Genomic DNA, 18,856 nt, shown 5'->3' with positions numbered 1-18,856 from the left:
TTCAGGGCTCTAGCCTATCATCCACGGCCCCACCAGGGCCGGACAACGGCGCAGAAGTTGAGCCCCCGGACGACGCGGGCGGACGGCCCCAGGCGGAATGATGGAGCCGGACGAGCTCCTGCGCCGCAGGGAGCGCGACCTGACACGCGAGCCGGCGCGCGCCGGTGAAACCGAATCGCACCTCGAGGGCGCTCGGCTGCGGGAGCGCCGCGAGCCCGACCTCGACGTCGACGGCGCAACTGCGACAGACCCCCTCGCCGCGGCAGCTCTGTCCGAGCGGCAACCGGGCCGCCCGCACGGCGTCGAGCAGCGTCGGCGGCCGATCGCCGTCGTCCGCGACGATGTCGGCGACGTCGAGGACGATCCGCCGCGCCGCGGTGAGAAACTCGATCGCCACGCCCGAACCAGTGTGGCCCAATCTCGCTACGCGAGCGGGTGAAAATCGCGGGCGGCCCCGGGCGCGAGCGGAGCGAGGCGCGAGAGGCGGGCGCGAGGGCTCGCGAGGGCTCGCTCGAGGAAGGCCCATTCTCGCCGCGCGAGCGGGTGAAAATCACGGGCGGCCTGGGCCCTCGCGGGTGAGGCGCGAAGCCCGAGATCGTGCCGTCGACGCGTCACTCGGGCCGCGCAGTTCCCGACCCCCTCCGCTCTGCCGCGGAGTGCACTGCGCTCCGTCAGCGCTCGCCGCGGTCACGAGCGACGGCTGCTCGGCTCGCTGTCGATGCAGGCGCGTCGGCGCGGCTGGAGGCGTAAAAAAACGAAGGGCCCGTTCTTGCGAACGGGCCCTTCTTAAGAGTAGCGGGGACGGGATTTGAACCCATGACCTCCGGGTTATGAGCCCGGCGAGCTACCTGGCTGCTCCACCCCGCAGCGAGGGACTTGCTTTTACTTCTCTGCCGGACGCGCGTCAACGACTTTTTGCAGGGCCGCGCACGATTGTCGACGGGCGAAGGGGCGAGGCCCGGGCGGCGCGCGGGGCGGCCGGGCGCTGAAGAGGGGTTCCGGCCGCCGGATCAGGGGTTTGTCGGCGGATCGGGCTCGCGGGCGAGGTCGGCCAGGTCGACGCGAACGGGGGAGCGATCTCCCTGGCCCTCGGCGCGGTCCCAGAGCGTGGCCAGCACGGCGAGCGGCTGGTTGACGGCGTCGAGGCGCAGGACGCTCTCGCGGGGCGGCGGCCCGGAAGTGAAGTTCAGGGGGCAGTGGTCGACGCGCGGCGCGGGGTCGGCGACGGCGATCGGCAGGCCGTGCGAGCGGCAGATCATCGGCCGTTCGGCGTAGACGGCGCAGGCGCCGTCGACGAGGAGAGCGCAGTGGTGCCGATGAGCCGGATCGTCGGCTTGCTCTCGGATCCTGTTGCGAAGGACAGGTGTCCGGACGGCCAGGTCGGCCAGCGCCCTCCGGATCGGCTCGGCCTCGGCGGCGTACACGCCGAAGCGCTGGTGGCAGCAGCTGTCGCAGCCCGCCCGGCAGGCGAACGCCTCGGGCATGCGCGCCTGGGCGGCGGCGAAGTGGGCGTCGACGCGGCCGCGGAGCTGGACGAGGATGGCCGCGAGGGCAGGTCGGTCGGGGTCGCTCACGCAGGCGACGGGATACCAGAGGCCGCGGGCTCAGGCGTCGGAATGCGTGCGACGGGCTGCGGAGGGTCCGGGTGCCCGGCTGCCGCGGAGGACGGCGGTAATTGCGCGCTGGACGGCGACGGCGCGGTCCTCGTCGTCGGCGGCGAAGCTGCAACCGGCGACGTACGGGTGACCGCCGCCGCCGTGCGGCTCGAGCAGCGCGGCCATGCTGTGCTCGCGACCTTCACGCGGGAGCCAGGGGTTGTAACCGGCGGTCAGCTTGATCCGGCGATCGGCGCCGCGGGTGAGCGCGACGACGTAGCGGATCCGCGGGTGGTGATAGTAGGGGATGAACTTGTTGTAAGCGCGGACCGGCTGGTCGAGCAGGCTGTAATGAAGGACGTCGCCGTCGACCACCGCGGTCTCGCCGATCAGGCGGATGTCGTGGCGGTTCTGCTCGAGGCGCGGCCGCAGGAGCCGCTGGACGTACTCGGCGGCGGCCAGCTCGGCGAGCGAGCAGGCGAGGAGGTCGTGGATGAAGCGCTCGCCGAGCTCGAGGTCGTGGTTGTTCTCGACGAAGGTCATGAGCAGCAGCGCCGGTTCGGTGAGCTCGACCGGCATGCGCGGGTCGGGGAAGGCGGCGCTGTCGATGATCTCGGCCCAGCGGATCAGCTCCCCGTGGGCCGAGAGGTCGCAGGCGAACCGCTCGCGCAAGATCCGGGCGAGGTACCCGGCGCAGCTGCTCGCGGTCGGGTCGTGGAACTTCTGGCCGCTGCCGTCGGCGAGGAAATGTTCGCGGTCGCCGGGGAGCTGGAAGGCGCTGGCGTGGTGGTCGAAGTACCAGGCGAGCCGCGGGTGCTGGCTGTAGCGGAAGTCGACGCTGGCCACCTCGTCGGCGTCGAAGTCCTCGGGGTCGTAGGGATCGCCGGGGCGGTGATCCTTGGGGATCAGGCGGCATGGCCGGGGGCCGTGTCGCTGCCGGTCGAAGGCGGCGAACAGGGCGGCCGAGGCGGCGCCGTCGAAGCACCAGCCGTGATGGAGGATATGAACCGCCATGCGGACGCTCCTTATACCGGGGGCGTCCGGCGCCGTCTCCAAAGCGGCTATTCGTCGCGCTCGACCTGACCAGGCTGGCGCGCGTGGAGCGTGAAGATCCCCTCGGGCAGGCGGCGCAGCTCGGCGCCCTCCGGCGCGGGCGGCAGGTCCGCCGGGCCGTCGTCGTGGATCAGCAAGGAGGCCTGGACCCGCGACTCGGGGCCGTGAGCCATGGCCCGGCGCGCGCCGGACGGGACGGGGGCGTCGACGAGGAGCAGGCGGCCGCCGCGGTGGATGACGCCGAGAGTCCGGCCGTCGCAGACGAACAAATTGAGCCGGGCCGGGTGGCCGAGCAGCTCGTCGAGGCCGGCGAGGGCGCGGCGGATTTGCGGCGGGGCGACGTAGGGCTTGTTCAGGTCGCCGCTCGCGTGGAGGGCGGCGAGGAAGCCGAAGACGACCAATTCGCGGTCGCCCGAGTGGCTGAGGGCGCGCTGCAGGAAGTCGGGCAGGCTCGCCTTGAGGCGGTCGCGGACGGCGTCGTCGCGCTCGTCCGCGGTCAGGGCGCCCTCGGCCCGCACGCCGAGCCAGCGCTGGAACCGAGCCAGGCCGAGGCGCGGGACGGGGATGTCCTCCGCGCCATGTCCCGAAGACGCGACGGCGTGGGCGGCGAGGGTGGTCTGGCTCGGGGCGCGCAAGAAATCGGCGATGAAGTCGGCGCGCAGCTCGCGGACCACGGGTCGCGACTGCACGAGGGTCTCGCTGCCCTGCACGCCGCCGACGCTCCAGGCCCGGACGAGCGCGGGGTCGGCTGCGGCCCCGTCGTCGGCCATGAAGCCGTGGCCTTCGCAGCAGCGCGACAGCACTCCGGCCAGCCAATTCGCCGTGACTCCACGACCATCCGGATTGCCGTGCACAAGCGCAAACAGGGCTACGTTATCCACGTTCTGATCATAGCGAGGGGGGCGAGGGGGGACCAGTGCGACGGCGATGTGTCCGCGTCACAACGGGACCACGAGCACATCGGCGGGCGCGGAGTTGAATCGGCGCAGAGGCCGATCGTGGCGCACGGGCGATCGTGCGGGGGTTTTGCAGAGGTCGCCGCGGGTTCCCTCGCAGCGTCGGCTCGGTCGCTGCCGGGGTGACGCACGCCAAGGGCGAGATCGCCTGTCGCGGACAGGAAAAACACCGTGTAGGGCCGCGAGAATTGCCCGGCTCGGCCGCGTACAGGCACGAATTCGCCTGTTGGGGCCGTTGGCGACGGTTGCGCCGGAATCTCGCGTGGAGGTAGGCCTCGGTGTGAAAATGCTTGCCCGGGGGGTTGCCGCCGAACGCGGCTTGATCTCAGAATGTGCGCGCATGCGAGTTCCCACGGGCCGCCTCCGGATCGTCAGCACCCAACCCACCGAGGGCGCCGAGGTGCATGAGGGACCGCCGTCGCCGGGCCGTTACATCCGGGAAGCGCGACAGCGCCGCGGAATAAGCGTCGAGCAACTGGCGCTCGAGACCAAGATCCCTCGCCCCAGCCTCGAAGCGCTCGAAGAAGATCGGTTCAGCGCGTTGCCCGGTCCGGTGTTCGTCCGCGGGTTCTTCCGCTGCTGCGCGCGCTCGCTGAGCCTCGACCCGGACACCGTCGCCGGGTTGCTCCAAGACCACCTGCAGGCCCAGAAGGCGTCCGCGCAGCGGACGACGCGTCGCCCGCCGCACGCGGCTCAGCGGGCCTCCGCGCCGGTCCAGGCCGTCAACGGGCCGCGCAAGCCGGCTCGCGCCGAGGGAGCGAAGTCGAAGCCGGCCACCGAGTCCGCCAACCGTCCGGCGGCGCTGGCGGCGGCCCCAGCGGCGGCCGCGGAGCCCAACCCCAACGCGGCGTTGCAGGCGGTCTATCGCGTCGGCGCCCAGTCGCTCGACATGCTGCGCGCGCTCAACCGGATCCCGCAGAGCCGCACGCTGATGTGGATCGCGGTGTGCCTGGTGATCGCGGTCATCGCCGTGACGGCCTTCGCGCTGTCCGGCGGACAGGTGACCCCGCCGCACTCTTGAAGCTCGCGGCTGCCTTCCGCGTCGTCGGCCTCCCTCGCGATCGGCCCTCCTTATTAAAGGAAGGGACGAGAGATCGCTCGAGGGGGTCGCGCGAACTCCGGCGCATGACGGTGGAATCGACGCGAGGGGCCGTGGCGGGCTGTTTGGGCACGGATTGGCGCCTGCTCGCGGTCGGGCGCGTATAGTGGCGCCCGCATGACGCCGGCGCTCAACCAAAACGATCTGGCGCGGCTGGTCCACGCGGGCGATCCGCGGCGGGTCGCACGGGCGCTCGCGCGGCTCGATGCAGTGCAAGTCGCGGCGTACCTCGACAACTTCGAGCCGCACGAACAGGACCTGGTGTTCCAGGCGCTGCCCGCCGAGCGACGGCCGCAAGTGCTGGCGGCGATGCGTTACGAGGTGGCGGCGGAGCTGATCAACCGACGGGCGCCGGAAGAGGCGGCGGGGCTGCTCGAGGACCTCCAGGAGGATGACGCGGCCGACATCCTGGGCCGCGTCGACGAGGCCAAGCTGCGCGAGATCCTGGCGCACTACGACGTCGAGGACGCGCACGCGCTCGAAGAGCTGCTGGCGTACGGGGAGCGCACGGCCGGCGGCATCATGTCGCCCGACGTCTTCTCGATCCACCACGACGTGACGATCGCGGAGGCCACCCGGATGGTGCAGACGGCGGACGACCTGCCGCAGCACGTCCACTACCTCTATGTCGTCGACGAGCACGATCGCCTGGTGGGGGTGATCGGGCTGCGGCAGCTGGTGCGCAGCAAGCCGGACATGCCGATCCACGCGGTGATGACCACCGAGTTGGTGTCGGTGACGGCCGAGACGGATCAGGAGAAAGTGGCGGAGCTGGCGAGTCGCTACGACCTGGTCGCCATCCCGGTGGTCGACGATCAACGGCGCCTGCTCGGGGTGGTCACGATCGACGACATCCTCGACGTCGTCCGCGAGGAGGCGACGGAGGACATCCTGAAGATGGCGGGCGCCGGACAGATGCTCGTCGACACCCGCAGCTTCGCGGCCAGCTTCCGCGCGCGCATGCCCTGGCTGCTGGCGGCGGCGGCGGGCGGGCTGCTGGTCGCGGCCTCGCTGCAGGGGTTCGAGGGGGCGTTGCAGGCGGTGCCGGCGCTGGCGCTGTTCATGCCGGTGGTCGCCGGGATGGGCGGCAACGTCGGCACCCAGAGCTCGACGATCGTCGTTCGCGGCCTGGCAGTCGGCTACGTCGAGACCAATCGCCTCGGCCGCCTGGTGCTCCGCGAGGTGGCTCTCGGCGCGTCGCTCGGCGCGCTCTACGGGGCCGGGATCGCGGTCGCGGCGCCGTTCCTCGGCGCGACCAGCAGCGACCCGATCCACCTCGGCGCGGTCATCACCCTCGGGATGATGGGCAGCATGATGATCGCCGCGGCGGTCGGCACCAGCGTGCCCCTGCTCATGAACCGGCTCAACATCGACCCGGCGGTGGCGACCGGGCCGTTCGTGACCACGTCCGTCGACATCCTGGGGCTCCTCTTCTACTTCTGGCTGGCGACCGTGTTGCTCGGAATCTCCGGCTAGGCGAGGTGGTAGTCACCGGTCCCCCGCGCGCATGCAGTCGCAGTCCACGCCCGCCGTCATCCTCCGTACGCGCCCGCTCGGCGAGGCGGACCTGCTCGCGATCGTGCTGACGCCGGAGCAAGGCAAGCTCGAGACGGCGGCGGCGCGGGCCCGCAACTCGAAGAAGCGGTTCGCCGGCGGGCTGTCGCCAGGGATGCGCGGGGTAGCGGCGATCGCCCGCGGGCGCGGGGCGCTGCTGCGGCTCGAGAGCTTCGACGCGACCGCCGCGCACGCGCCGGTCGGCGCCGACCTGACCCGCTTCGCCTACGTCGCCTATCTGTGCGAGCTCACCGACGAATTGGTGCTCGCGCGGCACCCCGACCCGGAGCTGTTCGCGGCCCTGTGCCTCGCGCTCGAGCAGGTCATCGGCGGGGCGCCCCAGGCGCTGCACCTGCGGCAGTACGAGCTGGCGCTGCTGCGCTGCCTCGGGCTGTCGCCGGCCCTGACGAGCTGCTGCGTGTGCGGCTCGGAGGTCGGGGGCGACGGCAGCGCGGCGTTCGACGGGCCGCGCGGCGGGGTGCTGTGCCTGGAGCACGAGCGCGGGGCGCCGCGGCTGCCGACGGCCGCGCTCGCGGCGATCCAGCACCTCGAGTCGGGCGGCGAGCCGGCCGACCTGGCCTCCGCCCCGGCCGCGCTGCGCCGGGCGGTGCGCGACGCGATCCAGTCGATCGTCCGCTCACACTTGCGGCGTCCGCTGCACGCGCAGGCGTTCTTCGCGGCGCTGCCGCGCGACGCCGGCGCGGAGGGGGTGTAGGTGCCGCGCGGCTGTGTTAGGGTCCCGCCGATGTCGCGCCCCAAGTCTGCGTTCGCGTGTGCGCTGGCGGTGCTCGCCGCGCTGAGCGCTTGTGAGCGGCGCAATCAGGGCATCTCGGCCGAGAACGCCGGGATCTACTTCCCGGCGGCGCTGACGCTCGACCCGCGGATCCCCGAGGACGACCCGGCGCGGTGGTTGTTCGTCGCCAACGCCAACAGCAACCTGGCCTACAACGCCGGCTCGCTGGTGGCCGTCGATCTCGACAGGTTCTTCCACGCGTGGATGAACTGCCCGCAGCTCTGCCTGCACAAGATCGACGACAACACCTGCAGCGCCGCCGCCAAGGCGGATCCTTGCGGGATCCGGGAGACCGTCCAGGACATCGGCGCGCCGCTCGACGCCGAGACGCCGTGTCGCCACGCCGCCTTCCGCCCGCAGGTGATCGAGTGCGAGGACACGCAGGTCATCGCCCGCATCGGCGACAGCGACGAGGACGGCGTCGCCGACAAGCCGCTGTCGGTGCGCATGGGCAGCTTCATCACGGCGCTGGCCGGGTGGAGCCGCAGCGCCGAGGAGGCGCTGCTGCTGGCGACGGTGAAGGCCGACCCGAGCGTGACGTGGGTCGAGCTCTCGGGCGGCATGAAGCCGTTCGACCCGAAGAAGCCGCTGGCGCCGACCGACTTGAAGTTCGAGTGCGGGCAGGGCACCACCGACCTGTTCGACGAAGGCCGCTGCGCCCGCTCCGGCAAGGACGCGCACGCGCTGCGCTACCCGTTCGACGACAACAACAACGCCCGCATCGGGCCCGAGCCGTCGAACATCCTGGTGTCGAAGCTGCGCAACTGGGCGCTCGTGACGTTCGCGACCACGCCCGAGGTGGTGCTGATCGACCTGGCGTTCCCGGTCGGCGGGCAGCTCCCGGCCAACCCGGACGAGACGACCGGTGAGCCCGACACGACGTCGAGCACGACGGACGCGACGAGCACGACGGACGCGACGAGCACGACGGACGCGACGAGCACGACGGACGCGACGAGCACGACGGATGCGACGAGCACGACGAGCACGACGGACGCGACGTCGACGACGACCGGCGCGGCGCCCGAGCCCGAGCCGGTGCCGCCGGGGACGAAGCCGATGATCGTCGACGCGCGGTCGGTGTTCCTGATCGGCGACTCGCTCGGCGGCGGCGGGTGGGGCATGGCCGAAAGGCCATGTGTGCCCGGCAGCTCCGAGGTGCCGAACGTGACGAAGGTGCCGACCGACGCCGAGGGCGAGCCGGTCGACTGCGGGCGCCCCCTGATCTACAGCAGCTTCCGCACCGGCCTGTTCTTCGCGCGGCTGACCCCGGACGAGGCGCTGCCGACGGCGGACCAGGTGTGCATCGGCGACCCGCGGCTCGACGACGAGGGCAACCCGATCGACCAGGAGGGCAACCGCATCGACGCGCCCGAGCCGGTGCAGGCGGGCGAGCCGGGGGCGTTGCTGTGCACGCCGCAGATCTTCTCGGCCGGGTTCACGTCGGCGGTCGGCTTCACGGTGCCGCAAGGGTCGGGGCAGATGGGCGACGTCGCCTTCTCGCGCGACGGTCGGCGCCTGTTCGCGGTGCAGAGCAGCCCGGGCGCGCTGCTGTTCGTCGACACCAGCGTCGACGAGCGCGGCGAGACGCGCGACGAGTCGGCCGGGCTGGTCGAGCTGTGCAGCGGGCCGAGCCGGATGGCGCTGTTCGAGGACGGCGCCAACGAGTACGCGGCGGTGTCGTGCCCGACGCCCGGCGAGGTGTTCATCATCGACCTGTCCGGCTTCCGCGTGGTCGCCAACGTGGCCACCGGCGCCGGCCCGCACCCGATCGTGGTCGATCGGGCGCGCGAGCTGCTCTACGTCGGCAACACCCTCGACGCGACCGTCAGCGTCATCGACATCGCCCGCGACCGCCCGACGCGCTTCGCCGAGATCGCCCGCGTCGGCCTGCAAACGCCCTACAAGCGCTAGCCCGATGACCCGCCGCCCCGTCACCACGCGTGAGAACCTCTCGGCCCTCGCCGCGCTCGTCGTGCTCGCCGCGGGCGCGACGAGCTGCCAGAACCGCCAGAACCAGGTCATCCCCAACCGCGTGCTCGACCGCCCGCTGGACGTCGCGCTCGCGTGCGTACGACGGGAGACGAACGGAGACCTCGTGCCGCAGTCGCTCGAGCTGTGCTCCGACGCGGTGTCCGAGTCGGTGTGCGGCGACCTGCGGCTCGTCGGCTTCGTCGCCAACTCGGAGCGCAACGACATCGCGATGTTCAGCCGCTGCGCCGGCTCGGTCATCGACATGAACATCAGCGCGCCCGGGCCCCAGCTGATCAGCGCCGGCGAGGTGCCCTCGAGCATGACGGTCACGACCGGCCTGCAGGCGGGCTGCTTCGCGGTGTCCGGCAACCTCGGGAGTTGCGACCTCAGCGTGCTCGACGTCTCCGGCCTGGCGTCGTACGCCTTCGAGGAGCCGCCCGAGGAAGATCCGGCGGCGTACGTGTCGACGGTGGTGCCGCGGCGGGCCGACGGCACGCCCCTCGGCGCGCGGCCGGGGCAGGTGCTGGCGGTGCCGCCGGACCTGAGCAACACCGGCGATCCGCGGCTGGGCTGCGACCCGGCCAACCCGGGCAGCGTGTACGTCACGTTCCCGTCGTGCCAGCTGATCGCGGAGGTCGACCTGCGGACGCAGCGGATCCTCCAGAGCCGTCAGTTCGTGCGCGACCCGAACAACGGCGCGATCACGGTGGTCGACACCGGCGCCGACCCGCTGTGCCCGATCGACTGCGCCGAGCAGTTCGAGGATCCCGACTACGCCGAGGCGCTGGCCAGCGCGCCGCCCGGCGACCCCGACGGCATGTACCCGCTGGCGATGGCGCTCGTGACCCCGCCGGCGGATAAGACCGGCTGCGTCGACTTGGCCGACCTCGCGGTCGAGGACACGTCGCTGTACGTCGGCGGGCTCGGGTCCGACAACATCTACGAGCTCCGCTACGACGGCAAGACGTGGACCGACGATCCGCTCGAGTTCGAGTTGACGGCGGCGCAGGGCATCTCGGCGATCCGACCGACGCCGCCGATGTTGATGGCGAGCGGCCCCGACCCCGATCCGGAGCCCTACCAGTTCCTCTACGTGATCGCCGGCGACGGCTCGACCCGCGTGGTGCGGCGCGAGTTCAGCGCCAACCGCACCGAGCTCGGGAGCGAGTGCGACACGCAGGTCGACCCCACGGTGGTGACGGCGGCGGCCTGCCACCCGGCCGAGTTCCCGGGCGAAAATCCGCCCGACCGCAAGCCGTTCGCGCGCGGGCCGGGGATCCGCGGGCCCAACGGCTCGCTCATCACCGACTGGACGTTCCAGAAGTGGTACAGCCCGACGGAGGTGTCGGCCGCCGACGGTAGCTTCGACCGCTGCCCGTCGGCCAGCGCCGACACTGCCGAGGCCTCGGCCGAGGGCCGCGCGATCTCGTCGCCGTTCACCGGGCCGGGCGTGGTCGGCGTGGCCTCGACCAGCTTCGGTCGCCTGGTCTTCGGCGTGTTCGACCAGTTTCAGGACGATCGCCGGATCAGCACCGCGTACGACTACCTCGGGATCATGGACGCCCAGATCCCGCCGCACTCGCTGTGGCCGAACGTCGACCCGACGCTGCCGACCACCACGATCGAGGCGCTGCCCCGGATGGAGGACAAGGTCCCCGAGCGCCTGCTGCCCAACGGGATCGCCGAGCCCACGGTGACGCGCACGCTGGCGCCGAGCCTGCGGCGGATCGACCGCGCCTATCAGACGCGCGTGGCCTGCGAGGACGACAACGACTGCGACGACGTCCGCTGCCTCAAGGCCGAGGGGGAGGCGTCGGGATACTGCGAGCAGATCGGGCCGGCCCTGTCGCCGCCGGTGTCGGAGCGCGAGCAGGACCGCCTGGCCAAGACCGAGGAAGAGGACGACGTCATGGCGTCCGGCCTCTACGAGAACGACGTCGTCCGCGCCGTGGTGCGCGACTACTCGGCGTGGGCGAGCGGGACGTGGAACCTGTTCTGGGAGGGCGAGATCCCCGGCACCACGAGCTCGAGCGGCCAGCTGATGTGCGAGGAGCCGGGCTGGGCCGGCGGCACCTGCCTCAGCACCACCGCGGGTGACACTCGCCTGGTCGACAAGACGGCTCAGTTCTGCGAGCGCGGCGTGCTCGGCGGCGACAAGCTGTTCATCCTCGGCTGCAACCAGGACCCCGACTGCGGCGCCGGGCAGTACTGCCTGCTCGACCCGCAAGCGCCGGCGGGCTCGCCCGGCCTGTGCGTGTCGGAGGTGTCGTACGGGGCCTCGCGCGAGGAGCTGCTGCAGATGTGCCGGCCGTTTTTGCGCGACGACTGCGGGGCGGCGCGGCGCGAGTGGGCGATCACCCGCGCGTTCCAGCAGGAGCTGTGGCTGCAGGTGCTCGACCGGCCGGTCGACTCGTACGTGATGATGCGGCCGGAGGGGACCGTCGCGTCGACGCCGGTCACCGACGACGAGCGCGCGGCGCTGTGCCGCGGCGACCACGTCGTCGGTCGCACCGTCGACGGCGAGCCGACCTGTGCCCGCGCCAGCGACGAGCCGAACTGCGGCCAGGACGGAGCCCTCCCGTGCTGCTCGCCGGACTACGAGTTCATCGGCGACCCCGGCTTCATCGAGTGCGAAGAGCGCCTGTCCTGCGCGCCGGAGCAGCCCGACAACGGCTGCAACACCCACGCCGACTGCGCCGCGCAGAACCCCGAGTATCCGCTGTGCCTCGACGGCCTGTGCAAGCGCCCGTGCGGCCCCGACGAGGACTGCGCCCTGACGCCGCTCCCGGGCCCCGAGTGCTTCCGCGAGCTCATCCGCTACCAGGTGCTCGCGCGCAACAGCTTCATCGTCCGCGGGCCGTACGACTTCCTGCCGCAGAAGGTGAAGGCCGACCCGGAGTCGAGCGAGTGCTACGAGGATCCCGAGGTCTCGAACCTGCTGACCAGCCGGATCCGCCTCGGCGCGGACGAGGCCGACACGCGGCAGAACGCGCTGTGGCCGATCCCCAGCTGCCCGGCGGGCGACGAGCGGCCGGACGGGGGGGCGCCGAACCCCTGCTTCATCGATGTCGAGCGACCGGCGGCGCTGGACGGCAACACGCCGAACGCGATCTACCACTTCTTCAAGTACGGCCCGGCCGACGACGGTCAGCGCCCGGTCCCGGCGATCCGCTACAGCAACCCGATGATGAGCATCGTGCTCGACCTGACGAGCCTGCTCGACCTCGCTGCGCCGATCCCGGGCACCGACGACGCGCTTTGGCCGGCCGAGTTCGCCGAGTTCAAGCGCTCGCGGATCCCCGGCCGCGCCCGCGAGGCGTTCGGGACAAAAGCGGGGTATGCGCCCTATGACGCGAACGTGGTCACGGCCAGCGTAACGCTGACCGGCCCGACCCGGATCGTTAACGCGCCCGAGCTGTCGACCGTGTTCGTGGTCGACAGCGCAGGTGGGACGACGCGCGGCCAGGTCGTCCGCGTGACCCTCGCCGGCGGCCAGGTTCAACCCGACGTCAGGTTCTTGGTCCGCTAGGAACGCCGGCCTCGGCGGCTCCCGCGAGCAGGGGAGGGCGGGACTCCCGCCGATCCCGCAGCGGGGCCTGGGGGCACGGAGCAGCGCGGTGAGGCTTGGGGGCGCCCCGGCACTTGCGTTACCATGGGCGCCGCGGTGCCGCAGTTCAAGATCAAGTTCGGGGGGCGCACCTTGTCCCTCCCCACTGGGTCCCACCTGGTCGGGCGCATGAGCGATTGCTTCTTCACGCTCGACGACGACCTGACCTCGCGCTACCACGCGCGCCTGCACGTGTCCGCGAGCGAGCTGCAGGTCGAGGACCTCGACAGCAGCAACGGCACGTTCCTCAACGGTCAGCGCCTGCCGGGCCGCGTCAAGACGCAGCTCGTCCACGGCGACAACCTGAAGATCGGCCGCGAGATCATCGCCATCATCAGCGACGCCAGCCAGGCCCCCGTCGACGATCCGATGGACAGCCTGCGCAAGACCATCGGCCCGCACGAGGAGACCCAGTTCCCCTCGCTGATCAGCCAGTTGGTCCAGAAGAGCCTCAACATGGGCAAGATCAAGGAGGCCGAGCGCTACGCGCTCGCGCTGACCAATCAGCTCATGGGCTCGAGCGTGCCGGTCGACCACCCCACCGCCAAGTCGTGCGTGGTGTGCCTGATCGCCCTGGCCCAAAAGTCATCCTCGGGCGTGTGGCTCGACCGTGTGTTCCGCCTGCACGCCGTCCACGGCTGGCTCATGCCCGACGAGATCATCGAGCAGCTCCGCGGCGCGCTCGACCGGATCACCCGGATCCCCGGCACCGGCCTCGAAGACTACGAGCGCACGCTGCGAGAGATGGCCCGCGACGGCGTCGACGTGCCCCGCGGGCTGATGTCGACCATCGCCGAGTTCTCCGACGCGTTCGGCGGCCCCTGAACTCTCGGGGAAGCCCACGCTGGCGAGCGGGTGAGCAGAGCGGCGTGAGAGCGAGGGGCCGCGCCGCGATCCGGCGGTATGCGACGCGGAAGGCGAGTCGTCGGCGCGGCGTCGCTCGGGGGCTCGCGGTCGCGAGTGTGACGAGGGCCCTCGTGAGGTGGGCGTGGCGTTCGAGGCGGCGAGCGAGTCGTCGAGCACGCGTGGTGCTCGAGCGCGATCGATGGGTCAGCTCTGACGCAGCGACGAGGGCGTGGCATGCGATGCGGAGAACGAGCTCCGACGGCGACGCGCTGACACGTCGACGACGATGCACGGGCAGGTCGTCGTCGGCGCGGCGACGGGCACCTGGCGAGCCGATACGGAGAACGACGAAGACGCACGGACAGGTCGTCGTCGGCGCGGCGACGGGCACCTGGCGAGCCGATGCGGCGCGAGCCGATGCGGAGAACGACGAAGACCACGGGCAGGTCGTCGTCGGTGCGGCGACGGACACGGGGCGATCCGATGCGGCGCGAGCCGATGCGGAGAACGACGACGCACGGACAGGTCATCGTCGACGCAACGACGAAGGCGTGGCATGCGAGGCGGAGAACGAGCGCCGACGGACGCGTCCTCTTCAGCGCAACGACGAGGGGATGACGTGCGATGCGGAGGAGGACGACGCACTCGCTACCTCGTCCGCGCGTCGACGCGGGCGTGGCGGGTGAAGCGGAGGACGAGCGCCGACGACGACGCACGGCGTCCTTTCCGACGCAAGGACGTGTGCCGTGCGACGCGGAGGACGAGCGCCGACGCGCGTCGTCACGGACGCAGCGGGCCTGCGGCCGACGAGCGTCAGGAGTGCATGCGCTTCTTCTTGCGCCGGCGCCGGCGCGGCGCCGCGGGCTCGTCTTCCTCGACCGCGGGCGGGGGCGGGGGCGCCGGCTCGTCGTCGATGTAGTCGAGGTCGCCGGCGAGCGGCGGCAGGCCGAGGCGTTCGCGGCGGGCGTCGCTGAGTTGGAAGAAGTTGGCCAGCTCTTCGAGCACGGCGAAGCGGAGCTCGTGATCGAACTGCTCCGCCGAGCGGGCCAGCCGCACGAGGTTGCGGCGGTAGATCGCCAGGCCCGTGAGCTCGGGCGGCTCGTCGTCGGTGCCGCCGCGGGTCGCCAAGCTCAGGGCGCTGATCCGGGGGTCGACCCCCTCGAGCACCAGCTCGAGCGACGGCACCTCGTGGACCAGCAGCACCAGCGCGGCGCGGCGCTGGCCCAGCTCGCGCAACGTCTCGTCGGGGCAGCCGCTCAGGATCTGCACCACCTTGCGGTGCAGCTGCGCGGGGCTCGGCAACCACTTCGGCGGCGCGTGCTGTTGGTCGAGGCGGTACACCCGCAAGGCCGCGTGGCAGGCGGCGCGCGCGTCGCCACGGGCGTACTCGGCCTCGCTCAGGAGGTGCCAGGCGTCGCCGTTGTTGGGGAAGCGCTCGGCGGCGGCGCGCAGGGCCGGCAGCGCCGACTCGGGCGCGCCGAGGTCGAGCCACAGCCGGCACATGCGCAGGATGAACTGCAGCACGCGCTGGACCTGGGCGCTGCGCTCCTCCTCGTCGAGGGGCTCGCCGTCCTCGTCTTCGTCGAGCTCGGCGACGGCGGCCTCGGCGGCCTCGGCGGCCTCGGCCGCGTCCTCGGCGTCCTCGTCCTCGTCCTGCTCCTCGGCGTCCTCGCGGGCGATCGGGCGGCGGCGGCGGCGCTTGACCGAGCCGTCGAGCTCGATGTCCTCCTGCGAGGAGGATGACCTCAGGGACATGTCCTCTTCGCCCTGCTCGGCGTCGCCGGCCTCGATCGAGGCGCGCAGGATCGCGGAGAACAACGGGTGCTCGCGCAGCGCGTCGAGGCGGGCGCGGGCCTCCTCGTCGCGGCCGAGCGACACCAGGCACTCGGCCCCGAGCAGCTCGAGATCGAGGGCGTCGATGGCGCTGACCGACTCGACGCCGAGGCCGTCGTCGCAGAACTGCAGGGCGCGGGCGGCGTCGCCGAGGTCGAACAGGGCGATCTGCGCGGCCGCGGCGTACGGCTCGAAGTAGTCGGGATCGAGCTCGATCGCCTGGTCGTACCAGCGCAGGCTCTCGACGGGGTCGCCCTCCGCGAGTGCGATCGCGCCGAGCAGCACCGCGGCGTCGGGCGCGTCGGGGCGGATCCGCTGGGCCTGCAGGGCCGACTGCCGCGCCGCCTCGTAGTCGGCGCGATCGAGCAGGGACCACCCCCGATCGAGGTGGGCCGCGTAACGGCTGGTCTCGCCGAAGCCGGAGTCGTCGAGGTCTTCCCCGTCGCCGATCGACATGGTCCGCTTCGTATAGCACGGTGTGCCAGGGTTCGGACGGCGCTCGCGCGGACGAGGTCGCCGCGGACGCATGGCCGATTGCTTGGGCCCGTCGACGCGGCCGGCGTATGCTCGCCAGCCATGAGCCGATTGCCCGCACGATTGCGACCGGGAGCGCCGGGCCCCCACAAGTTGCTCGCAGGCCCGCTCGGGCGAGCGCTCCTTCACACCGCGGTGGTGGTGGCCGTGCTCGGCGCCTGTCGAGGATCGCAGGCCGTCGGTCCGGCGGGAGAGGCGACGCGCACCGTCGATCCCGGCCGCGTCGACCCGGCCTTCCAGGGCGAGTGGGACGCCGTGCAGGCCGCTCACGAGAAGGACCCGTCCGGCCCCGCCGTCGTCGAAGCCGCCGATCGTCTGCTCGCCCGCGATCCGCCGCTCAACCTCCGCCTGGCCGCGCAACAGTTGAAAGCAGGCGCCAACCTCGATCGCGGTGACTACGCCGCGGCGCTGGCGTCGGCGCGCGCCGGCCTCGAAGACGTGTCGAAGGTCCGCGCGCAGGGGATCGATCTCGCCCCGGCGGAGCGCGAGCTGGCCGAGGACCTCGGTCGCACGCGTGCGCTCGCCGAAGCCGAGGTCGGGGATCCACAAGCAGCCCTGCAGGCCATCGCCGCGGCCACGAAGGGCGACCGCGGTCCAGATCTCCTCGCCGCGACCGCGCGAGCGCGCGAGCGACTCGGCGATCGAGCGGGCGCGGCGCTGGCCTACGCGCAGTGGCGCGAGGTCCTGGCCGACGGTAGCGCCGCCGCCGCGCTCGCCGAGGCTCGCATGCGCGAGCAGTGGCGGGGCCTCGACGCGACGGCGCTCGAGGAGGCCGCGCGCAAGGCCGCCGGGACCCCGGCCGCGCAGTGCCTGCTCGTGCGCGCGGGTCGGAGCGCGCCGGCGGGCGCTCCGGCGTGGGTCAGCGGCTGTCAGGTAGCGAGCACGAGCGGGCCGCCGCGGATCGGGCTGCTCCTGCCGCGCTCCGGCAAGTTCGCTGGGCTCGCCGACGTGCAGCTCGCGGCCGCCACCGCGGCGGTTCGCGTGCTCGCCGGACCGGCCGGCAGCAGCCTGCAGGTCGCCTGGGAGGACGCCGGGTCGAGCCCCGCCGAGGCCAAGAAAGCCGCAGCAGTGCTGCTTGCGTCGGGCGCGTCGGTGCTGGTCGGCCCGGTCGGCCCCGGCAACGTCGAGGCCGCGGCGGAGGTCGCCGCCGCCAACGGCGGCCGGGCCCGGCTGGTCGTCCCGGGCGAGGGCGCAGGTCAGGTCGTCGGCGTCGCGCCCACGATCGAGGCCCGCGCCGCCGCGCTGGCTCAAGCGGTCGGCCGCGCGAACCGCACCACGGCGGTCATCCTCGCGCCCGACAACGCGTACGGCAAACGCGCCGTGTCCGCCTTCGAGAAGTCACTTCCAAAGATGGGAGTGAAGTCTTTGAAAACAATCTATTATCCGCCGAACACCACGAGCTTCAGCAAGGTCCTCGACCCGATCCGCTCGAGCCTCAAGTCGGCGGCGGTGCTGATCCCCGACCAGCTCGCACGGGTGGAGCTGGTAGTGCGCCAGCTCGTCCGCGACGGCGTGGTCATCGAGCGGCCCAAGCAGCCCGGCGTGCCCGTGCTGACGACCGCGGAGGGCTGCTCGCCCGAGGCGATCGGCGCCGGTCACGAGGTGCTGGAGGGCGTCCTGGTCGCGCCGGTGGGCTGGGAGACGCCCGAGGCGGCCGGCTTCACCGAAACGTACACGGCGATGGAGGGGGAGGGCCCGCCGGACCAGGCGTGGCTGGTCTATCGCGCCGTGGCCCAGGCGTGGGGCGGCGCCGAGGCTGCGCCCCCTCCCGCGGCGGCCGTCCTCAGGGTAGAAAGCGGTCGCTTTGTCGCGACCGAATCGGCCGTCTCGCTCACTCCCGCGGAGCGCCCCCAGGGCCGCTGACGCGCCGTCTTCAGGCCGCTACGGGGCTCCGCGGCCCGACGATCCACGCGGTCGTCGCGGCGCGCCGGCCGAGCCCGGCCGGGGCCCGCGCTCCGACGAGGCTCGGGGTCGTCGCGGTGCCCCGGACGAGCCTGCTCGCGGCTCCCACGGCGCCCGTCCTCCGGCGACCCAGGGCCGCGGTCCGCGTCCCGACGGGGCCGGCGCGCGGCCGGGGAAGCCACAGGCAGCCGGAGCGCGGGCCCAGAGCCCGTCGGCTCCAGGCCCGGGACCGCGGTCGGAGGCCGACCGGCGAGGTCCGCAGGTCGGTCGCGACGACTACCTCGTCCCGGGCGAGCGGGCCGTGGTCGAGCTGCTGCGCGGCGCGCCGGGGCGCGTGCGACGGATCCTCGCGCTGCCGGGGCACGAGCTCGAGCTGCGGCGTCACGCCCCGCCCGGGGTGGCGATCGATGTCTGTACACCGGACGCGATCGCCGCGGTGATCTCGCCGGAGCTGGCGCGCGGGGTGGTGGCGATCGCCCGTCCGCCGCGCGCCTGGGACCTTGAAGAATTACTTGAAGCCGAGCCGCCTAAAGGTCGGAAACATCTACTGGTTGCGCTCGACGGCGTGCAGGACCCGCACAACCTCGGGGCGATCGTGCGGAGCGCCGAATTCTTCGGGGCGAGCGGGGTGTTCTGGGCGCGCGACCGGTCGGTGGCGGTGACGCCGACGGTGGTGCGTGCGTCGGCGGGGGCGACCGAGAGGTTGCCGCTGTGTCAGGTGACCAACCTGGCGCGCGCGCTGGCGCGGGCGAAGGAGGTCGGCTTCTGGGTGGTCGGCACGGTTGCCGAGGCCGGCGCGGACCTGCGCCGGCTCGCCGCGGACGGCATGCCGGACACGCTGGTGCTCGTGCTCGGCAGCGAGGGGTCGGGCCTGCGCCGGTTGACTCGCGACTCCTGTGATTTTCTTGCGACCATCCCGGGTGCGGGCGGAGTCGCGTCGCTCAACGTCTCGGCTGCGGCCGCGGTGGCGCTCGCTACCCTCTGCACGCCGGCTCCGGCCGAGACCCCGATCGAGCGGGACGGCGGGTGAATCCGGGAGCGTCCGAGTCGCGCCGCGATTTCGCGGCGGGGCTTTGATTAGGACCTAGCGGAGGCCGCAAATCTTCGCCA

At 72.5% G+C, this 18,856-nt stretch carries 13 protein-coding genes and 1 tRNA gene; 8 read left to right on the top strand and 6 right to left on the bottom strand.

The window, feature by feature from the left end:
• Position 1: 1 nt before the first annotated feature.
• From NAEX_RS54315 to NAEX_RS01615, 5 genes are all read right to left on the bottom strand, one after another.
• Positions 2 to 526 (bottom strand): 2Fe-2S iron-sulfur cluster binding domain-containing protein, encoded by a 525-nt coding sequence (locus NAEX_RS54315; protein WP_096325763.1) that lies wholly within the window; start codon positions 524 to 526, stop codon positions 2 to 4.
• A gap of 267 nt (positions 527 to 793) precedes the next feature.
• Positions 794 to 867 (bottom strand) — tRNA-Met (locus NAEX_RS01630).
• 143 nt (positions 868 to 1,010) lie between these two features.
• Positions 1,011 to 1,574, bottom strand: coding sequence for a YkgJ family cysteine cluster protein (locus NAEX_RS01625; RefSeq protein WP_096325762.1), 564 nt, complete (start codon positions 1,572 to 1,574; stop codon positions 1,011 to 1,013).
• A 30-nt stretch (positions 1,575 to 1,604) separates the two neighbouring features.
• Entirely contained in the window at positions 1,605 to 2,609 is a 1,005-nt protein-coding gene (locus NAEX_RS01620; protein WP_096325761.1) for a DHH family phosphoesterase, read from the bottom strand.
• Positions 2,610 to 2,656: 47 nt separating this feature from the next.
• A complete protein-coding gene (locus NAEX_RS01615; RefSeq protein ID WP_143141181.1) occupies positions 2,657 to 3,529 on the bottom strand; it encodes a hypothetical protein in 873 nt (290 codons plus the stop codon).
• A 415-nt stretch (positions 3,530 to 3,944) separates the two neighbouring features.
• Between NAEX_RS01615 and NAEX_RS49415 the strand changes: the two genes are divergently transcribed.
• The 6 genes from NAEX_RS49415 to NAEX_RS01585 all read left to right on the top strand — a co-directional run bounded on the left by NAEX_RS49415 (position 3,945) and on the right by NAEX_RS01585 (position 13,456).
• A complete protein-coding gene (locus NAEX_RS49415) occupies positions 3,945 to 4,625 on the top strand; it encodes a helix-turn-helix domain-containing protein (RefSeq protein ID WP_170135367.1) in 681 nt (226 codons plus the stop codon).
• 195 nt (positions 4,626 to 4,820) lie between these two features.
• Positions 4,821 to 6,179 carry a magnesium transporter gene (gene mgtE / locus NAEX_RS01605; protein WP_096325758.1) on the top strand — a complete coding sequence of 453 codons (1,359 nt, stop codon included), beginning with the start codon at positions 4,821 to 4,823 and terminating at the stop codon, positions 6,177 to 6,179.
• A gap of 31 nt (positions 6,180 to 6,210) precedes the next feature.
• The gene (gene recO / locus NAEX_RS01600) at positions 6,211 to 6,972 is read left to right on the top strand and encodes a DNA repair protein RecO (protein ID WP_096325757.1); all 762 of its coding nucleotides are present in this window, start codon (positions 6,211 to 6,213) and stop codon (positions 6,970 to 6,972) included.
• Positions 6,973 to 7,002: 30 nt separating this feature from the next.
• Positions 7,003 to 8,964 (top strand): YncE family protein, encoded by a 1,962-nt coding sequence (locus NAEX_RS49410; RefSeq protein WP_170135366.1) that lies wholly within the window; start codon positions 7,003 to 7,005, stop codon positions 8,962 to 8,964.
• 4 nt (positions 8,965 to 8,968) lie between these two features.
• Positions 8,969 to 12,553 carry a hypothetical protein gene (locus NAEX_RS01590; protein ID WP_096325756.1) on the top strand — a complete coding sequence of 1,195 codons (3,585 nt, stop codon included), beginning with the start codon at positions 8,969 to 8,971 and terminating at the stop codon, positions 12,551 to 12,553.
• 123 nt (positions 12,554 to 12,676) lie between these two features.
• Positions 12,677 to 13,456: an FHA domain-containing protein gene (locus NAEX_RS01585; RefSeq protein ID WP_096325755.1), complete on the top strand. Its 780-nt coding sequence runs from the start codon at positions 12,677 to 12,679 to the stop codon at positions 13,454 to 13,456.
• 834 nt (positions 13,457 to 14,290) lie between these two features.
• Here the strand turns inward: NAEX_RS01585 and NAEX_RS47170 are convergent.
• Positions 14,291 to 15,766: a tetratricopeptide repeat protein gene (locus NAEX_RS47170; RefSeq protein WP_100793385.1), complete on the bottom strand. Its 1,476-nt coding sequence runs from the start codon at positions 15,764 to 15,766 to the stop codon at positions 14,291 to 14,293.
• Between the two features lie 120 nt (positions 15,767 to 15,886).
• On the opposite strand from NAEX_RS47170, the gene NAEX_RS01575 reads away from it, so the two are divergent.
• Together NAEX_RS01575 and rlmB are read left to right on the top strand one after the other, a co-directional pair.
• A complete protein-coding gene (locus NAEX_RS01575) occupies positions 15,887 to 17,707 on the top strand; it encodes an ABC transporter substrate-binding protein (protein WP_143141182.1) in 1,821 nt (606 codons plus the stop codon).
• A 436-nt stretch (positions 17,708 to 18,143) separates the two neighbouring features.
• Complete coding sequence (gene rlmB, locus NAEX_RS49405; protein WP_170135365.1) at positions 18,144 to 18,776, top strand: 23S rRNA (guanosine(2251)-2'-O)-methyltransferase RlmB; 633 nt, start codon at positions 18,144 to 18,146, stop codon at positions 18,774 to 18,776.
• Positions 18,777 to 18,856: the final 80 nt, after the last annotated feature.

It is taken from the genome of Nannocystis exedens (assembly GCF_002343915.1).
GTDB lineage: Bacteria > Myxococcota_A > Polyangia > Nannocystales > Nannocystaceae > Nannocystis > Nannocystis exedens.
Note: the sequence above shows the minus strand (reverse complement) of the source record. Positions and strands in the feature narration are given on the sequence as shown.